Source organism: Myxococcales bacterium, from assembly GCA_016716835.1.
GTDB lineage: Bacteria > Myxococcota_A > Polyangia > Haliangiales > Haliangiaceae > JADJUW01.
Genome location: JADJUW010000002.1, coordinates 763,958 through 779,302 on the forward strand (window position 1 = coordinate 763,958; position 15,345 = coordinate 779,302).

At 61.9% G+C, this 15,345-nt stretch carries 14 protein-coding genes; 10 read left to right on the top strand and 4 right to left on the bottom strand.

Features of this window, described 5'->3' with window-relative positions:
* Positions 1-28 precede the first annotated feature (28 nt).
* From IPL79_18110 to IPL79_18125, 4 genes are all read right to left on the bottom strand, one after another.
* Complete coding sequence (locus IPL79_18110) at positions 29-865, bottom strand: trypsin-like serine protease (GenBank protein ID MBK9072892.1); 837 nt, start codon at positions 863-865, stop codon at positions 29-31.
* Between the two features lie 314 nt (positions 866-1,179).
* Positions 1,180-1,500 (bottom strand): hypothetical protein, encoded by a 321-nt coding sequence (locus IPL79_18115; GenBank protein MBK9072893.1) that lies wholly within the window; start codon positions 1,498-1,500, stop codon positions 1,180-1,182.
* A gap of 559 nt (positions 1,501-2,059) precedes the next feature.
* A complete protein-coding gene (locus IPL79_18120) occupies positions 2,060-2,602 on the bottom strand; it encodes a hypothetical protein (GenBank protein ID MBK9072894.1) in 543 nt (180 codons plus the stop codon).
* Between the two features lie 232 nt (positions 2,603-2,834).
* On the bottom strand, positions 2,835-4,919 hold the full coding sequence (locus IPL79_18125) for a potassium transporter Kup (GenBank protein MBK9072895.1): 2,085 nt from the start codon (positions 4,917-4,919) through the stop codon (positions 2,835-2,837).
* 182 nt (positions 4,920-5,101) lie between these two features.
* Here IPL79_18125 and IPL79_18130 point away from each other — a divergent pair, with 182 nt between their 5' ends.
* The 10 genes from IPL79_18130 to IPL79_18175 all read left to right on the top strand — a co-directional run bounded on the left by IPL79_18130 (position 5,102) and on the right by IPL79_18175 (position 15,326).
* Positions 5,102-6,391: an ABC transporter substrate-binding protein gene (locus tag IPL79_18130; GenBank protein ID MBK9072896.1), complete on the top strand. Its 1,290-nt coding sequence runs from the start codon at positions 5,102-5,104 to the stop codon at positions 6,389-6,391.
* Positions 6,392-6,433: 42 nt separating this feature from the next.
* Positions 6,434-7,363, top strand: coding sequence for a branched-chain amino acid ABC transporter permease (locus tag IPL79_18135; GenBank protein MBK9072897.1), 930 nt, complete (start codon positions 6,434-6,436; stop codon positions 7,361-7,363).
* Positions 7,360-8,526: a branched-chain amino acid ABC transporter permease gene (locus IPL79_18140; protein MBK9072898.1), complete on the top strand. Its 1,167-nt coding sequence runs from the start codon at positions 7,360-7,362 to the stop codon at positions 8,524-8,526. Before IPL79_18135 ends, IPL79_18140 begins: the two co-directional genes overlap by 4 nt.
* Positions 8,523-9,383 carry an ABC transporter ATP-binding protein gene (locus IPL79_18145; protein MBK9072899.1) on the top strand — a complete coding sequence of 287 codons (861 nt, stop codon included), beginning with the start codon at positions 8,523-8,525 and terminating at the stop codon, positions 9,381-9,383. The genes IPL79_18140 and IPL79_18145 overlap by 4 nt, the downstream gene beginning before the upstream one ends.
* A gap of 4 nt (positions 9,384-9,387) precedes the next feature.
* Complete coding sequence (locus tag IPL79_18150; protein ID MBK9072900.1) at positions 9,388-10,104, top strand: ABC transporter ATP-binding protein; 717 nt, start codon at positions 9,388-9,390, stop codon at positions 10,102-10,104.
* A gap of 73 nt (positions 10,105-10,177) precedes the next feature.
* Positions 10,178-11,254 carry a class I SAM-dependent methyltransferase gene (locus tag IPL79_18155; GenBank protein MBK9072901.1) on the top strand — a complete coding sequence of 359 codons (1,077 nt, stop codon included), beginning with the start codon at positions 10,178-10,180 and terminating at the stop codon, positions 11,252-11,254.
* Entirely contained in the window at positions 11,164-12,501 is a 1,338-nt protein-coding gene (locus IPL79_18160; GenBank protein ID MBK9072902.1) for an NAD(P)-binding protein, read from the top strand. Before IPL79_18155 ends, IPL79_18160 begins: the two co-directional genes overlap by 91 nt.
* Entirely contained in the window at positions 12,494-13,246 is a 753-nt protein-coding gene (locus IPL79_18165) for a DUF1365 domain-containing protein (GenBank protein ID MBK9072903.1), read from the top strand. Before IPL79_18160 ends, IPL79_18165 begins: the two co-directional genes overlap by 8 nt.
* Positions 13,243-14,505, top strand: coding sequence for a class I SAM-dependent methyltransferase (locus tag IPL79_18170; GenBank protein MBK9072904.1), 1,263 nt, complete (start codon positions 13,243-13,245; stop codon positions 14,503-14,505). The genes IPL79_18165 and IPL79_18170 overlap by 4 nt, the downstream gene beginning before the upstream one ends.
* On the top strand, positions 14,502-15,326 hold the full coding sequence (locus tag IPL79_18175) for a DUF1295 domain-containing protein (protein MBK9072905.1): 825 nt from the start codon (positions 14,502-14,504) through the stop codon (positions 15,324-15,326). The genes IPL79_18170 and IPL79_18175 overlap by 4 nt, the downstream gene beginning before the upstream one ends.
* The last annotated feature ends 19 nt before the right edge of the window (positions 15,327-15,345 follow it).

A 15,345-nucleotide genomic window follows, 5' to 3' on the forward strand; every position in this document is an offset into this window, starting at 1 on the left:
CACTGATCTAGGCAGCGCGCACGGGTCGCTATTTACGATGCCGTAATATCCATGGCAGGTAGGTCGTAAGCTGCACATCTTGCGCAGACGCGTCGCTGCCGAGGTGACCGACAGATACTTGCACGAGCTTCGAGTTGTCGTCGTAGGTAAATCCTGGCCCGCCACTATCGCCGTCGCCAATTGTGCCAAATAAGCCGGCGTAACAAAGGATCCGCGATTCGTCAAAATCGCCGTCGTCGAGCGCGTCGCAGCCGGAAACCGGGATGGTGGCGGTACGCAAGATACCCGAGCTCGCGGGCGTAAGCGGGATGGTATTGCCAAGGCCGTAGCCCACATGGGCCACCATGTTGCCAGGCGCCGCAAGCAAAGGGTTATCGCTAAGCGGTACCAAATGAATGTCGTTGATAGCGGTTGGCAGGATGAGCAAGGCCAGGTCCGAATCGAGCGCTAAGGAACCGTTAGACAAATCGAGCAGTTCGGGATCGCTGGTTGGAAAATTTTCATGGAGAATAATTTCAGACGCTTTTTCACGACGCAGGCCTTTTTCATGCGCCGGGTCAAGGCTGCCAAAGATCACGTTATAGTGTTTTGATGGATCTGGCGGCGTAAAGCAATGAGCCGCCGAGAGCACCGTGCGCGTCGTAATGAGCGTGCCGGTGCAGAGAAAAAATTGCCGCGCGGTGCCGTCGGCTTCGATGACTTCTTCGGTGATGGCGACGACGCTGGGAAATTCGCCTTTGTTAGCGAGGCGGCCATTGTAGATTTTGTCGGTATCAATGTTGCCAGTGTCGCCAGACGAACCCGGCATGACGCAGCTCGCCACTGCAATGAGGCCCAGGGACGTAAGCGAGCGGATACAACGCATTGCCGTTGGTTGTGCAAATCATGCGCCAAATAGTGGCCGTGTTACAGCCCTAGAATTATTTGCAAATGCGTCCACGCTTAAAGCTCACATGGGGCTTGTCGATGATTCACTGGATACATTTGTCTCGCGGAGTCCGCACGGCGGAATAGGAAATTTTAGGCGGAAATTGCGGTGGGTGGAAGGAGCCGAGCAGGGCTGGCAGGTTACGAGAGGCGAGATCACGGGGGAATTTAAGCCCTCAGATCACTGAGATTGACATCAAGGTCGTCGTCACGGCGCCGCTGGGCAACTTTCTTACCGAGCGCAGGCAGTGGCTACTTGGCTGCCACGTCTGACGTTTCGGAACCCGGCTTCGCCCACGTTAATCGGGTGCCAATCGCTGCGAGGGCGCCTGTTGCCAGCAACGACACTAGGCCCATGCCTGCGGTGTAGACGCCAAAGATTGACGCGCCAGAATCGCCGGACTGACTCGCGTAGTCCAAGATTGCGACGGTTTCCCTGCCAAAGTAGTACGTAACCATCGCTCCAAATGCCGTAACGACTGCGGTAATCGCGGTGCCAATCACCTTGCCCTTGATTGTGCTTAGTTTTTTGACGCTAGGTTTTAGGCTACTGGTGGGGCGGCCCGTCTCCATGACCGCCGGCTTCCTCGCCGTAGATCGCGCTTGCAGTCTTGTGCGAAGGCGACTTGCCATAGAGGTTCCCGAGGTCCGACGGTTCGCCGCTGCCACTGGTCCCTCGGTTGCCCCAACCCGGCGCTGTGCATGCGCCGCTCCGGCGGTGCCAATGGCCCCAGCGGCGCTCATGGCGAGCGAGCAACAGACGATGAAGGCCGTGAGATTTCGACGAATCGGGGCAGGGGAATTGGTCATATTCGGGAGTAATGCAAATGCTGCGCCGTCATTGCCCACTGGCACGACCATGTCTGCCCCTGGTTGCGCGGCGGCGCGCGTGGCGGCCAGGCCATCCAGCTAAACCAGGAGATGGGGCCACCAGTCCTCACGTTATCAGTGCTCTGAAGGCTTTAAATCACCCGTGATCCGGCACGTTGCAGCCCTCCTGCCCTGCTCGGCACCTGCCACCAGCCGAAATTTCCGCCTGAGATTTCCTATCCCCCCGGTGGGTAATGACGTAAGTCAGATCGCAACAACCTATCAACCCACGTGGTTGAACAAGCCATAGAGGTCTCCATGATCAAAGGTTTACATTTTTCCGTATCCATTCGGCTGCTGAGCCGGCAGCGTCATCAGAGACCGCCTTTTTTTCTAGCTTCTGTTGTGCGCGTTCGATGGACCTGCTGATCATGCTGTGCTCCAAAGCCTCATCTTCCCGCATCCCCATTTTTCGCATGAGTTCAATGGTTTTGTCGCCGCCGAATTGTTGAAAGAGGGCCTCGTCAAGTGCACTCAAAACGTAGATGTTGGACGCCTTCCAATCCATAAGAGAATTGGCTTCTTTGCTGCGCATAGGATGGTGCTCGAGGAAAATCACGTTCTTCTCGAACACTTCGTGTGGTTGCACATCAAACGCATGCGTAAGTTTGATGTTCGGAAATTTTGATTGAATTAGCGGGGCAAAGGTTGCTCGGGTATCAGCAAACCAAAACAAGACAACGGCATCTGGTGACGACTCCAACAGCGAAAGACATCCCTTCGCTTTGGCGTCGGTAGACATCCAGACCAGGTCGTGCATTTTTGGACCAGGAACTTTTTGTTTAAAAAAATTAAAAAAAGACATAAGTGAACGTATCGGTCGGCAAGGGGGCATTGAAACGAATTGGCGTTCTTTTGGCCATGTCGGTTGCGTCAATGCACGTTCCGAGATCGGCTGTTGTCCTGTCAAATCGTGGCGCGAATCCGCCAGAGATGGGTGCGTTTGCACCCGTACCACATCCCGAGCGGTCATGCGCCACCAGCACCGTCGCCGCGTATGCCGCGGTGGTGACGGGCCTGGCGCGTCGTTGTCGTCGCTACAATTCGATCTGCAGGCCCAGCTCAACCACGCGGTTGGGCGGTACCTGGAAGAACGAGGTGGCCGGTCGCGCGTTGCGCAGCAGCAGCGCAAACAGCCACTTGCGCCAACGCGCCATGGCGCCGCCTTTGACGATGACCAGGGTTTGGCGGCCGAGGTAGTACGTCGTGTCCATCTCGTTGCAGACAAGTCCATGGGCCTCGCAACGCGCCAGGATGCGCGGCACGTTGGGGCTTTGCATAAAGCCGACGGTGACGACGACGCGGTAAAAGCCCTGTTCGAGCGGCCTGACCTCGAGCGCCTGATTGCCGGCCATCCACGGGCTGTTGCTGGTAGCGACCGAGAGGAGCACGACCTGGCGATGCAGCACCTTGTTGTGCTTGACGTGATGAAGCAGCACACCCGGGATGCCGTCCGAGTTTGACGTCATGAACACCGCGGTGCCGCTGACGCGTGGCAACTTGGTTTCGCGAATGTCGTCGAGAAACATCTGCGATGGCATGCTCCCGGCGTCGGTGATGGCGGCTAGCTCGCGCTTGCCGCGCCACCACGTGGTAAACACGATAAAGACGCCAACGCCAACCACCAACGGAAACCATCCGCCGACCGGAATCTTGGGCAGGTTGGCGAACAAGAACCCAAGGTCGATGATGAGAAAGATCGCGACAAAGGTGCCGACCTGCCACAGCGGCTTGTGCCAGTTGCGCCGGCCGACGATGAACATGAGATAGGTGGTGATTGCCATCGTGCCGGTTACCGCGATGCCGTAGGCGCCGGCGAGGGCGGAGCTGTTTTGCTTCCAGATGACCAAGGCGATGCACGCCACCATTAGCAGGTAGTTGACTTCAGGGATGTAAATCTGCCCTTCGGCCTTTTCCGACGTATGCACCACCGTGAGGCGCGGTGCATAGCCGAGCTGGATGGCTTGGTGGGTAAGCGAGAAGACGCCCGAGATCAGCGCCTGCGACGCGATGACCGCCGCCATGGTCGCCAAAATAATCATTGGCACGAGCATGGGGCCATCGACGAGCGCATAGAACGGGTTGGTGGTGTTGGGATGCTGCAGAAACAGCGCGCCTTGGCCAAAGTAGTTGAGTAGCAGCGCGGGAAACGCGATGACATACCAGGCGAGCCGAATTGGCTTGCGGCCAAAGTGGCCCATGTCAGCGTAGAGCGCCTCGCCGCCGGTTACAACGAGGACCACCGAGCCTAGCAGCGCGAGGCTGTGCCAGCCGTTCTCGGCGATCATGCGGATGCCGTGGATGGGGTTGATGGCGTAAAGAATGTCGGGGCGGGCGATGATTTGCGGCACGCCGGCGATGGCAATCGCGGCGAACCACACCATCACGATCCATCCAAACACGCTGCCTATTTTGCCGGTGCCGATGCGCTGGAACGCGAAGAGCACGACCAAAATGGCCACGGTGATGGGCACGATGAGGTGGCGCAGGCCCGGGCTTTTTTCGGCGATGCCTTCCATGGCGCCCAAGATCGAAATGGCCGGGGTGATCGCCCCGTCGCCATACAGCAAGCCGGCGCCAAATAACGCGAGCAGGATGGGGATTGACAGCTTGGTAAGGTTTTTTGTGGGCTGCGTTTGCCGCACCAGCGCAGCCAACGCCAAGATGCCGCCTTCGCCGCGATTGTCGGCGCGCAACACAAACGTGAGATATTTGATGACCACGATCAGCGTGAGCGCCCAGAAGACCAGCGAGATGACGCCGAGCACGTTGCCTTGCGACGCCACGACGCCGTGGGGAGAGCCGTAGCCCAAGCATTCTTTAACCGCGTATAGCGGCGAGGTGCCAATGTCGCCGTAGACGACGCCTAAGGCGCCGAGCGATAGCGCCGCAAGTTCTTTTTTGCCTTTGGGACGGTGGTGACCATTGCCATCTCCATGGCCGTGCTCCGCCGGCAATGACAGCGTGGGATGGCGGCGCCGTGGGATGGCCGCGATCGCTTGGCTGTCGGTAGGCCTGGGCTCCCCACTGGTAGGCTGCGGGCTGGGCGGCGTCGCGGCATCGGTTGCTGGCGGCGCGGTGCCCGGCTGGTCATCAGGGCTCGACGAGTTGTCTTCGCTCATTTAGTTACGTCCACCCCAAGTCCGCGGGGTTTTCCAGGCCAGACAGCTATCATGGCCCCTTGGGGGCGGCTATGGGCGGCGCCAGAATTGCCAAAAATCGCGGGGTGCCGGCGCGTGCGCCTGTGGGTAGCGGGCCGGGCCGGTTGACAGGTGTCAGACCGCTCGGTTACCCAAGGGGCCTGATGCAAAAAACGGTCGTGAAATTAAAGGGTTGGTCGGTGGTCAAGCTTGGGCTGCTGGCCCTGGCTGTGGTGATGGCGGCAGGCGCCTGTGACAAGATGGGCGCGGGCAAACAAGACAAGCCCGCGAACAACCAAGCAGCGAACACGTCTGGGCCGATCAAGGTCGGCCATTTCGCGTCGATGACCGGCCCTGAGGCGACGTTTGGCCAGTCGACGGACAATGGCATCCGGATGGCGCTTGAGGAAATCAACGCCGCGGGCGGCGTCAAGGGCCGTCAAGTCGAACTCACCACGCTCGACACGGCCAGCAAGGCCTCCGAAGGCGGCACCGCGGTGACCCGACTCATTACCGAGACCAAGGTCGTTGCGATTCTCGGCGAGGTCGCGTCGTCGATTTCGCTCGCGGGCGCGCCCGTGGCGCAGCAATACGGCGTGCCCATGATCACGCCGTCGTCGACCAATCCTAAGGTCACCGAGGTCGGCAACATGATCTTTCGCATGTGTTTTATGGACGACTTTCAAGGCGACGTGCAGGCGCGGTTTGTCAAAAACGACCTCAAGTATGCCAAGGCCGCGGTGCTCTATGATCAAGCGCAAGCGTACTCCAAGGGCCTCGCCGAGTACTTTGAAAAATCGTTCGTCGCCGCCGGCGGCACCGTGGTCACCAAGCAGGCTTACGATAAGGGCAACACCGATGTCTCGGCGCAGCTGCAAACCATCAAGGGCTCGGGCGCTGAAGTTATCGTGATGCCTGGCTACTACACCGACGTTGGCACCATTGCCAACCAGGCGCGCAAGCTTGGGATCACGGCGCCCTTCTTTGGCGGCGATGGCTGGGAATCGCCCAAGCTCGTCGAAATTGGCGGTGAGGCGCTCAACGGCAGCTACTACTCTAACCACTACGCGGTTGACGAGGGTCGTCCCGAAGTGGCGGCCTTTGTCGCCAAGTACCAAGCCAAGTATGGCCAAGTGCCAGACAGCCTCGCCGCGCTCGGCTACGACGCCATGAAGCTGCTCGCCGCCGCCATGGAGCGCGCCGCTTCACTAGATGGCAAGGTGTTGCGGGACGCGATCGCCGCGACCAAAGATTTTCCCGGCGTCACGGGCGTGCTGACGTTTGACGAAGGTCGCAACGCCAAGAAGGCCGTGGCCATTCTGCAAGTCAAAGACGGCAAGACGGTGTTTGTGAAGAGCATCGCGCCTGATGGCGCGGCAGCGGCACCGGCGACGACCACCGCGACGCCGGCTCCGACCCCAACCGCGGCACCAGCTGCACCTGCCGGCAACTAAGGCAGTCTTGTCGACTGGCCACGCGCCGTCTCTGGACGACAAATGACAGATTTTCTCAAAACGTTAGTTAACGTCGCCGCCATTGGCTGCCTCTACGCCCTCATTGCGCTTGGCTATAGCCTGGTGTACGGGGTGCTGCGCTTCATTAATTTTGCGCACTCCGACATTTTTACGATTGGGGCGTGGCTAAGTTTTACGCTCGCCACCGCGATCGTAGGCGTGGCATCGGCGACCGTAGCCCCGGCGTGGTACGTGTTGCCGATCGTCTTGGTGTCGTCGATGGCGGCATGTGCCCTGCTCGGTGTGCTCATCGAGATGCTGGCCTATCGGCCGATGCGGCAGGCGCCGCGCCTCAACGTGCTCATCACGGCTATTGGCGTCTCGCTGCTCTTGCAGAACGCGGGGCAGCTCAACGTGTTTTTTGGCACGCAGCCCGAGAAGATGCCGGCGCTCATCGTCGATAGGCCGCTGTTTACCATCGCCGACGTGCATTTCCGCACCGTCGACGCGGTAGTGGTGGGACTTACGATCTTCCTCGTGATCGTGCTGCAGTGGATGGTCTACCGCACCAAGCTGGGGCGCGCGATGCGCGCGGTGTCGTTCGACGAAAAGGTGGCCTCGCTCATGGGCGTGCCGGTAAATCGCGTCATCACGATTACGTTTGCGATTGGCTCCGCGCTCGCGGCGGCAGGCGGCCTCTTGTTTGCGCTCAAATACGGCACGCTCAAGCAGCCGGCCGATTCGGCGTGGGTGTTACTCGGCCTCAAGGCCTTTGTCGCGGCGGTGGTCGGCGGCATCGGCAACGTGCGCGGCGCCGCGCTGGGCGCCCTGCTTATCGCCGCGGTCGAACAGTTTGGTAGCGCGTATTTGTCGCCGCACCTTAAAGATGTCTACGTGTTTGTCGTGCTGATCGCCGTGCTCTTGCTTAAGCCAAGCGGCCTCATGGGCACGGCGGTGGTGGAGAAGGTATGAGCGTAAAGCCACTGCGCGAGAGGCTGGCGTTTCACAAGCCAAATGTCGCTTGGGCCAGCATTGAGTCGGTGTTGCCCTTTGCGGCGGGCATTGGCGTGGCGTTTGCGCTGCAGCTGTTTGCGCCGGAATTGCTTGGCGCGTATTGGGGCAAGGTCGCGCTCGACGTCGGCATTGCCATCATCTTGGCGGTGTCGCTCAATATCGTAAACGGCCTCGCCGGCCAGTTCTCGCTCGGACATGCCGGCTTTATGCTGATTGGCGGCTACGGCGCGGCGTACGCTACGTACTACGGCTCGATTGCGTTATGGGGCAGCCCCGCCGTCTATGGCGGTTTTATGGGCGGCGGCGATATGTTGTTTCTTGCGGCCTGCTTGTGGGGTGGCTTTTTAGCGGCGCTGGCCGGCGTCGCAGTTGGCTTGCCGTCGTTGCGGTTACGCGGCGACTATCTGGCGATTGTGACGCTTGGATTTGGCGAGATCATGCGCGTGCTGGTGCAGCGCAGCGAGAGCGTGCTGTCGGTAAAAGAAATCGCGCAGCAAAAAGAAAACATGGTGTCGCTGACCGACAACCTCGGCGGCGCGCTCGGCTTTAGCGGGCTGCCCAATTACACGCGCTTATTCTACGTCTACCTTTTTGTCGCCGTGCTGCTGGTGGTGGCGTATCGCATGAAGACCTCGCGCCACGGTCGCGCGCTGCTCGCCGTGCGCGAGAACGAAGTGGCGGCCGAGGCGATGGGTGTCAACACGACGCGGGCGAAGGTCACGGCGTTTGTCTTCGGCGCATTTTTTGCCGGCATTGGCGGCGGCCTGTTTGCGCATGAGCTCGGCGTGGCGCTCAACCCGGCCGAGCTTGGGTTTTTGAAGTCCATCGACGTCGTGATCATGGTGGTGCTCGGCGGCATGGGGTCGATCTCGGGCTGCGTGATTGCCGCGGCGGCGCTGACGATCTTGCCCGAGGTGTTTCGAGAATTTGCCGACTACCGCATGATCGTTTATTCGCTGGCGCTTATCTTGGTGATGATCGTGCGGCCGCAGGGGCTGTTTGGGGTGCGCGAGCTTTGGGACTTTAGGTGGCGCAAACGCCGTACGGCACAACCACCGTCCGCGCCGGGCGGTGACGCCGGCACCGACGCGCAGAGCCAAGACAAGGACGTGGCGCCATGAAGTCACGTAGCACGCGCAGCACGCAAGAGAGCCCCATCTTGTGGGCGCAACACCTGACGTTGTCGTTTGGCGGGCTGCGCGCGGTCAATGACGTGACGATCGAGCTGTTTCGCGGCGAGCTGCATGGCCTGATTGGCCCCAATGGCGCTGGCAAGACGACGATTTTTAACTTGATGACGGGCGTGTATCGGCCCGATAGCGGCCATGTGCAGCTGGCTGGGCGCAAGGTCGACGGCCAGAAGCCGTCGGCGATTGCCAAGGCAGGGATGTCGCGGACGTTTCAGAATATTCGGCTTTTTTCCGAATTGTCGGTGCTCGACAACGTGCTAGTGGCCGCCAGCCTACGCGCGAGCACCGGACTATTTCGCGCCCTCTTGCGCACGCCGATGGCGGTGGCCGAAGAACGCGCCATGCGCGAGCGGGCGATGGAGTTGCTGACACTTGTCGGCATCGCCGACGTCGCCGATGAGCAGGCCAAGAACCTGCCATATGGCAAGCAACGCAAGCTCGAGATTGCGCGAGCGCTCGCCACCGAGCCCAAGGTGCTGCTCCTGGATGAGCCGGTCGCCGGCATGAATACGCAAGAAAAACGCGAGATGCGCGGCATGATCTCAATGCTGCGCGAGCAGTTTGCCGTGGCCATCTTGCTTATTGAGCATGACATGGGCCTGGTCATGGATATTTGCGACCGCATCACGGTGCTCGACCATGGCGAGGTGATTGCGTCGGGTTCACCGCGGGAAGTCCAGAGCAATCCCAAGGTGATCTCGGCCTATCTTGGCACCTCTGAGAGTGAGGCCGCGGCCGCATCTTCGACCACCTTGCCGCGCGTCACCATTCCACCGACCGCAAAGTGAACCCATGGCGCTCTTAGAAGTCACAGATCTCAATGTCCACTACGGCGGCATCCACGCGCTCAAGGGCGTGTCGTTCGCGGTCGAGGCCGGGACCATCGTCACGTTGATCGGCGCCAATGGCGCGGGCAAGACGACGACGTTGCGCGGCATCTCGGGCCTCTTGCGCCTTACCAGCGGCAGCGTCAAGTTTGACGGTCGCGAGCTGCGCGGCCTGCCGGCGCACAAGATCGCCGCGCTCGGCATTGCGCACGCGCCGGAGGGCCGCGGCATCTTTGCCAACATGACGGTCGATGAAAACCTCGAGCTCGGGGCGTTTATGCGCCACGACAAGGCCGCGATCGCACGCGACCGCGAACGGGTGTTTGCCTTGTTTCCGCGGGTCAAAGAGCGGCTATCGCAAAATGCCGGCACGCTTTCGGGTGGCGAGCAGCAAATGCTCGCCATTGCGCGCGCGCTGCTGGCGAGCCCCAAGCTGCTCTTGCTTGACGAGCCGTCGCTTGGGCTGGCGCCGCAAATCACGTCGAAGATTTTTGAGATCATCCGCCAGATTGCCGCCGAGGGCACGACCATCTTGCTGGTCGAGCAAAACGCGTATCAAGCCCTACATGTCGCGCAGACGGCCTATGTCCTCGAGGTTGGCACGCTGGCCATGTCCGGGCCCGCGGCGCAGCTCTTAGGCGACGAGGGCGTCAAGAAGGCCTACCTCGGCATTCACGATTGAGCCCGGCGAGACTTTCATGGCGGGCGTCGCGCCCGGCTTGCCAAAGCACAAAGTCGCCTCATAGTGGCGCATCATGCTAACCACGTACCTCGCTGAGGCAGCGCTCGCCCCGGATTGGTTAATTCGCCATGGCATTCGCCGCCTGCTAACGACGCGGTTGCGAGATGAGCGGCGGCAGGTTGTGAGCGGCCACGCGGACGAGCTGTTGAGGGCGATGGCGCGGGCGCCCATCGCGCTTGTGCCCGAGAAGGCCAACGCGCAGCACTACACCGTGCCCGCCGAGTTTTATCGCCTCGTGCTGGGGCCGCATCTAAAATACAGCGGCTGCTTGTGGGAGCCAGGCGCGGCGCACCTGGGCGAGGCCGAGGCCGCCATGCTGGCGCTTACGTGCGCCCGCGCCGAGCTGACCGACGGCCAACGCATCTTGGAGCTCGGGTGCGGGTGGGGCAGCCTCACCTTGTGGATGGCGCAGCACTACCCAGCCGCCGTGATCACCGCGGTTTCTAACTCGCCGTCGCAGCGGGCCTATATCGAGGGCGAGCTCGCGCGACGGGGGCTGAGCAACGTTACGGTGATCACCGCCGACATGAACGACTTCTTGCCAGCTCAGTACGGGCCGTTTGACCGCGTGGTTTCGGTCGAAATGTTTGAGCACATGCGCAACTGGTCGGCGTTACTCGCGCGCGTCGACGATGCCTTGGCGCCGGATGGCCGCATGTTTATCCACGTCTTCGCGCACCAGACGTATCTCTATCCCTTTGAGGCCGAGGGCGACGATAATTGGATGGGGCGGCATTTTTTCTCGGGCGGCATCATGCCGTCGCTGGCGCTGATCGATAGGCTAAAGACGCCGTTTGAGGTCGAGGCGCGGTGGCAGGTCGATGGCACGCATTATCAGAAAACGGCCGAGGCGTGGCTGGCAAATTTGGATCACAATCGCGCCGCCGTGGAGGACGTTTTTGCGGCGGCCGGCGAGGCGGCACCTGCGCGGGCGGCGCAGCGGTGGCGCATGTTCTTCATGGCGTGTGCCGAGCAATTTGGCTTTGACGGCGGCCAGCAGTGGCAGGTCGTGCATTGGCGCCTGCGGCGGCGCGCGGCGGCCGCTTTGACGGCCGCTTCGACGACGACGGCGACGCGGGCGCAGGCATGAAGGTCGCGGTGGTGGGCGCCGGCATCGCCGGTCTGGCGGCGGCGCATTATCTCGGCCAGGCGCATGAGGTGGTCCTCTATTGCGACCAGCCCAAGCTCGGCGGCCACACCAATACGGTGGTGGTGCAGGAGGGGCCGCGGCCAATCGCGATCGATACCGGCTTCATCGTCTTTAATACCTCGACCTATCCCAACTTTATGGCGTTCTTGCGCGAGCTCGGCGTCGCTTGGGCTCCAAGCGATATGACGCTTTCGGTGCGCAGCGAGGCACGCAATTTTGAATACGCCGGCACCAGCGTGGCGTCGCTGTTCGCGCAGCGGCGCAATCTCGCCTCGCCGCGATTTCTCCGCATGCTCGCCGATTTGCGGCGGTTCTATCGCCTCGCGCCGGCCTTGGTCGACGCGCCGGCCGAGCTGACGTTGGCTGCGTGGTTGGCGCAGCACAATTTCTCGGCGGCCTTCTACGAAGACCATCTCGAACCGTTGGTGCGCGCGGTGTGGTCGGCCGATGCGCCGGCGGCCGCGGCGTTTCCGGCGCGGTTTATGGCGCGCTTTTTTGCCAATCACGGGTTTCTCCAGGTCGCCGGCCGCTCGCCGTGGTTCACCATCGCCGGCGGCGCGCATGCCTATGTGCGCGCGATGCAGGCGGCGTTTGCCGGCGAGGTGCGCCTCGGCGCGGGCGTGGTTGCCGTGACCAGGTTGCCAAGCGGCAAGGTCGAGGTGGCCACCAGCATCGACGTGGCCGCGTACGATCACGTCGTGATGGCCTGTCATGCCGATATGGCCGTTGCCTTGGCGAAGGCGCCTACCGCCACCGAGCGCGCGCTGTTGCCGCAGTTTCGCTATCAACCCAACGTCGCCGTGCTGCATACCGATGCCGGCGTAATGCCGAAACGCCGCGTCGCGTGGTCGTCGTGGAACGTGCATCTCGACGCCGCGCACGTCGGCGGCGCCTGCCTGACCTATTGGATGAACAAGCTGCAGCCACTGGCGGCCTCGCAAGACTATTTTGTGTCGCTCAACTACGAAGAGCATATTGATCCGGCGAAGGTGATATCCCGCTTTGAATACGCGCATCCCGTGTTCAGCGAAGCGACGGTGGCGGCGCAGGCAAGGCATGGCGAGGTGATCGACCACGAGGGCATTTCGTATTGCGGCGCATATTGGCGCAACGGTTTTCACGAAGACGGCATCTGGAGCGCGCTGCAGGTGGTGCGGGCGCTAGAAGGCGGCGCGGCACGTGCGTAGCGCGATCTATCAGGGGCGGGTGTGGCACCAGCGACAGGGGGCGGTGGCGCATGGCTTTGCGTATGATGTGAGCTATCTCTATCTCGACCTCGATGAGCTGCCGTCGCTGATCGAAGCCGACGTGCTAAGTGATCGGCGGTTTGGCCTCGTGACCTATCGCCGCAGCGACTATCTCGGTGACCCCGCGACGCCGTTGGCGGAGGCCGTGCACGAGGTGTTGCGGCGCCACGGCATCCAGCAGCCATGCCGCATTGCGATGCTCGGGTTCGTGCGCACGCTGGGCTACGTATTTAATCCGGTGGTGTTCTACTATTGCTACGATCGCACCAGCGACGCGCTACTTGCGGTGGTTGCGGAGATCAACAACACGCCGTGGAATGAGCGCTTTTGCTACGTTTCGGCGCAGCCGCAGCCCGCCGGTGGCGTCGCCGCCGAGATGCCCAAGCAATTTCACGTCTCGCCATTTTTTGCGATGGATCAGCGCTATGCGTGGCGATTTGATCGCCCGGGTGAGCGTCTCGGCGTCGAGATGATTAACCTCGAGCGCGGCGAGCAGGTGTTTCACGTCGGCCTACAGCTGGCGCGACAGCCTTTAAATGCTGCGGGGCTCGCCCGCCATCGGTGGCATCAGCCGCTGGCGAGTCTTGGCGCGCATGCGGCCATTTACCTCCAAGCTGCGCGGCTGCTCGCCAAGCGCGTCCCCTTCTTTTCGCATCCAAAATCCCAACCACAAGGTGTTCCATGATTACAAGCGGATTTCATCATGTGCCCGTCGCGCTCGAATCGATCGCCGCGCGCAGCCCGATATCGACGCGCGTCGCGCGGCAGCTCGTGTTGCGAGGGCTGGCGGGGCTGCGGCACGGCGTGCTCGACGTGGCCGATGCGCGCGGGGTCACGACGTTTGGCGCCCCCGCCACCGATGGGTTGCACGCGCAGATCCGCGTGCTCGATGAGCGCGCGTGGTTGCGCGTGGCGCTTGGCGGCTCGCTCGGGCTGGCGGAGAGCTATATCGCGGGGTGGCTGGAGATCCCGAGCATCGCCGATTTCGTCCGCGTGTTCGCGCGCAATAGCGAGGCGCTAAGCGCGCTCGAATCCGGCGTCGCACGGGTGGGCCTGGCGGCGGCGCGCCACGTCTACCGCGCGCGCGAAAACACGTTGCGCGGCGGCAGCGAGCGCAATATCGCCGAGCACTACGATCTAGGCAACGACTTCTTCGCGCGCATGCTCGATCCGACGATGACCTATTCGGCGGGCTATTTTGAAAGCGGAGAGGCGACGATGGAGCAGGGCAGCCTTGCCAAGCTGCGCCGCCTCGGCGAAAAGTTGGCGCTGGGCCCGAGCGACCACTTGCTTGAGATTGGCACAGGCTGGGGATCGATGGCGGTGTTCGCCGCCAAGACCTATGGCTGCCGCGTGACCACCACCACCATTTCGCGCGAACAACATCGCCACGCTCAGGATTGGGTGGCGCGCGAGGGCCTGGCCGATCGCGTCACCGTGCTCGATGTCGATTATCGCCATCTGACAGGCCGCTTTGACAAGGCGGTGTCGATCGAGATGGTTGAAGCGGTGGGCGCGCGGTTCTTGCCGACGTACATGCAGCAGGTCGCCAGCGTCTTGCGCCCGGGTGGTAGCTTCGCGATGCAGGCGATCACCATCGGCGACGAGCTATTTGATAGCGTCCGCGACGAGGCTGACTTTATTAAGCGCTACATCTTTCCAGGCAGCTGCATTCCATCGGTTGAGGCATTGGTGCGAGCTGGCAAGTCGGCGCGCCTGCAGCTGGTCGACCTCGACGATCAAACGCCGCATTACGCGCGCACCATGCAGCTGTGGCGCGAGGCGCTGGCGCCTCACCGGGCCGAAGTCGTCGCGACGCGCGGCGAGGCGTTCTGGCGCATGTGGGATTACTATTTGCAGTATTGCGAAGGCGGCTTTGCCGAGCGCTATATTCGCAGCATGCAGCTCGTGTTTGACATGCCGACGTCGGGCCAGGCGATATGACGAGCTGGGCCGGCGTGTGGCACGAGGCACCGATGGTGCTTGCCGTGCTATGGGCCGCGGCGGCGGTGCTGTGGCTTGTCAGCGTGCGAGTGCGCAACGTCAGCATTGTCGATATTGCGTGGGCGCCGGCCTTTGCGCTTGGCGCCGCGGTGATGGCGTGGAGAGCCGGTGCGTGCGGCTGGCGCGGCGGCTTGGTGGTGGCGGTGCTCTTGGTGTGGGCAATTCGCCTGGGCACCCATCTAGCGCGGCGACTGATCGGCCATGACGAGGACGCGCGCTACCAGGCGATTCGTCGGCGGTGGGACCCTGGCTTTTGGTACAAGAGCCTGGCGATTGTGTTTTGGTTTCAGGCGACGTTGGTGGCCGTGGTGTCGTTGCCTGCGTGGGCGATTATCGTCGACGGTGCGGCTGATCCGTCACGGCCACTTGGCCGGTGGGACGCGCTCGCGGCGGGCATCGCGCTAATCGGCATATTTATCGAAGCCGCGGCGGATGCCCAGCTGGTGCGCTTTCGCGCCGATGTCACCAAGCGCGGCGAGGTGCTAAACACCGGCCTATGGTGCTTTAGCCGCCATCCTAACTACTTTGGAAATTTTGTGCTTTGGTGGGGCCTCGGTCTATGGGCGGTCAGCATCGGCGCTTATTGGGCCCTCATCGGTCCCGCCATCATGACGTTTTTGCTCCTGCGCGTGTCGGGCGTGGCGCTGCTAGAGTCAACCATCGGCAGTCGGCGCCCTGGCTATGCCCATTACATCGCCACGACGAGCGCTTTTTTTCCGTGGCCGCCCAAAGCTAAGCCCGATTCGTCGAAAATTAGGTAGCCGCGGTCTAGGGCGTGTC

Bases quoted from the DNA above. Each gene is read 5' to 3' on its own strand.
- IPL79_18170 (MBK9072904.1), top strand. From the start codon at position 13,243: ATGATTACAAGCGGATTTCATCATGTGCCCGTCGCGCTCGAATCGATC.
- IPL79_18155 (MBK9072901.1), top strand. From the start codon at position 10,178: ATGCTAACCACGTACCTCGCTGAGGCAGCGCTCGCCCCGGATTGGTTA.
- IPL79_18140 (MBK9072898.1), top strand. From the start codon at position 7,360: ATGAGCGTAAAGCCACTGCGCGAGAGGCTGGCGTTTCACAAGCCAAAT.
- IPL79_18150 (MBK9072900.1), top strand. From the start codon at position 9,388: ATGGCGCTCTTAGAAGTCACAGATCTCAATGTCCACTACGGCGGCATC.
- IPL79_18120 (MBK9072894.1), bottom strand. From the start codon at position 2,602: ATGTCTTTTTTTAATTTTTTTAAACAAAAAGTTCCTGGTCCAAAAATG.
- IPL79_18145 (MBK9072899.1), top strand. From the start codon at position 8,523: ATGAAGTCACGTAGCACGCGCAGCACGCAAGAGAGCCCCATCTTGTGG.
- IPL79_18125 (MBK9072895.1), bottom strand. From the start codon at position 4,919: ATGAGCGAAGACAACTCGTCGAGCCCTGATGACCAGCCGGGCACCGCG.
- IPL79_18175 (MBK9072905.1), top strand. From the start codon at position 14,502: ATGACGAGCTGGGCCGGCGTGTGGCACGAGGCACCGATGGTGCTTGCC.
- IPL79_18130 (MBK9072896.1), top strand. From the start codon at position 5,102: ATGCAAAAAACGGTCGTGAAATTAAAGGGTTGGTCGGTGGTCAAGCTT.
- IPL79_18110 (MBK9072892.1), bottom strand. From the start codon at position 865: ATGCGTTGTATCCGCTCGCTTACGTCCCTGGGCCTCATTGCAGTGGCG.
- IPL79_18115 (MBK9072893.1), bottom strand. From the start codon at position 1,500: ATGGAGACGGGCCGCCCCACCAGTAGCCTAAAACCTAGCGTCAAAAAA.
- IPL79_18135 (MBK9072897.1), top strand. From the start codon at position 6,434: ATGACAGATTTTCTCAAAACGTTAGTTAACGTCGCCGCCATTGGCTGC.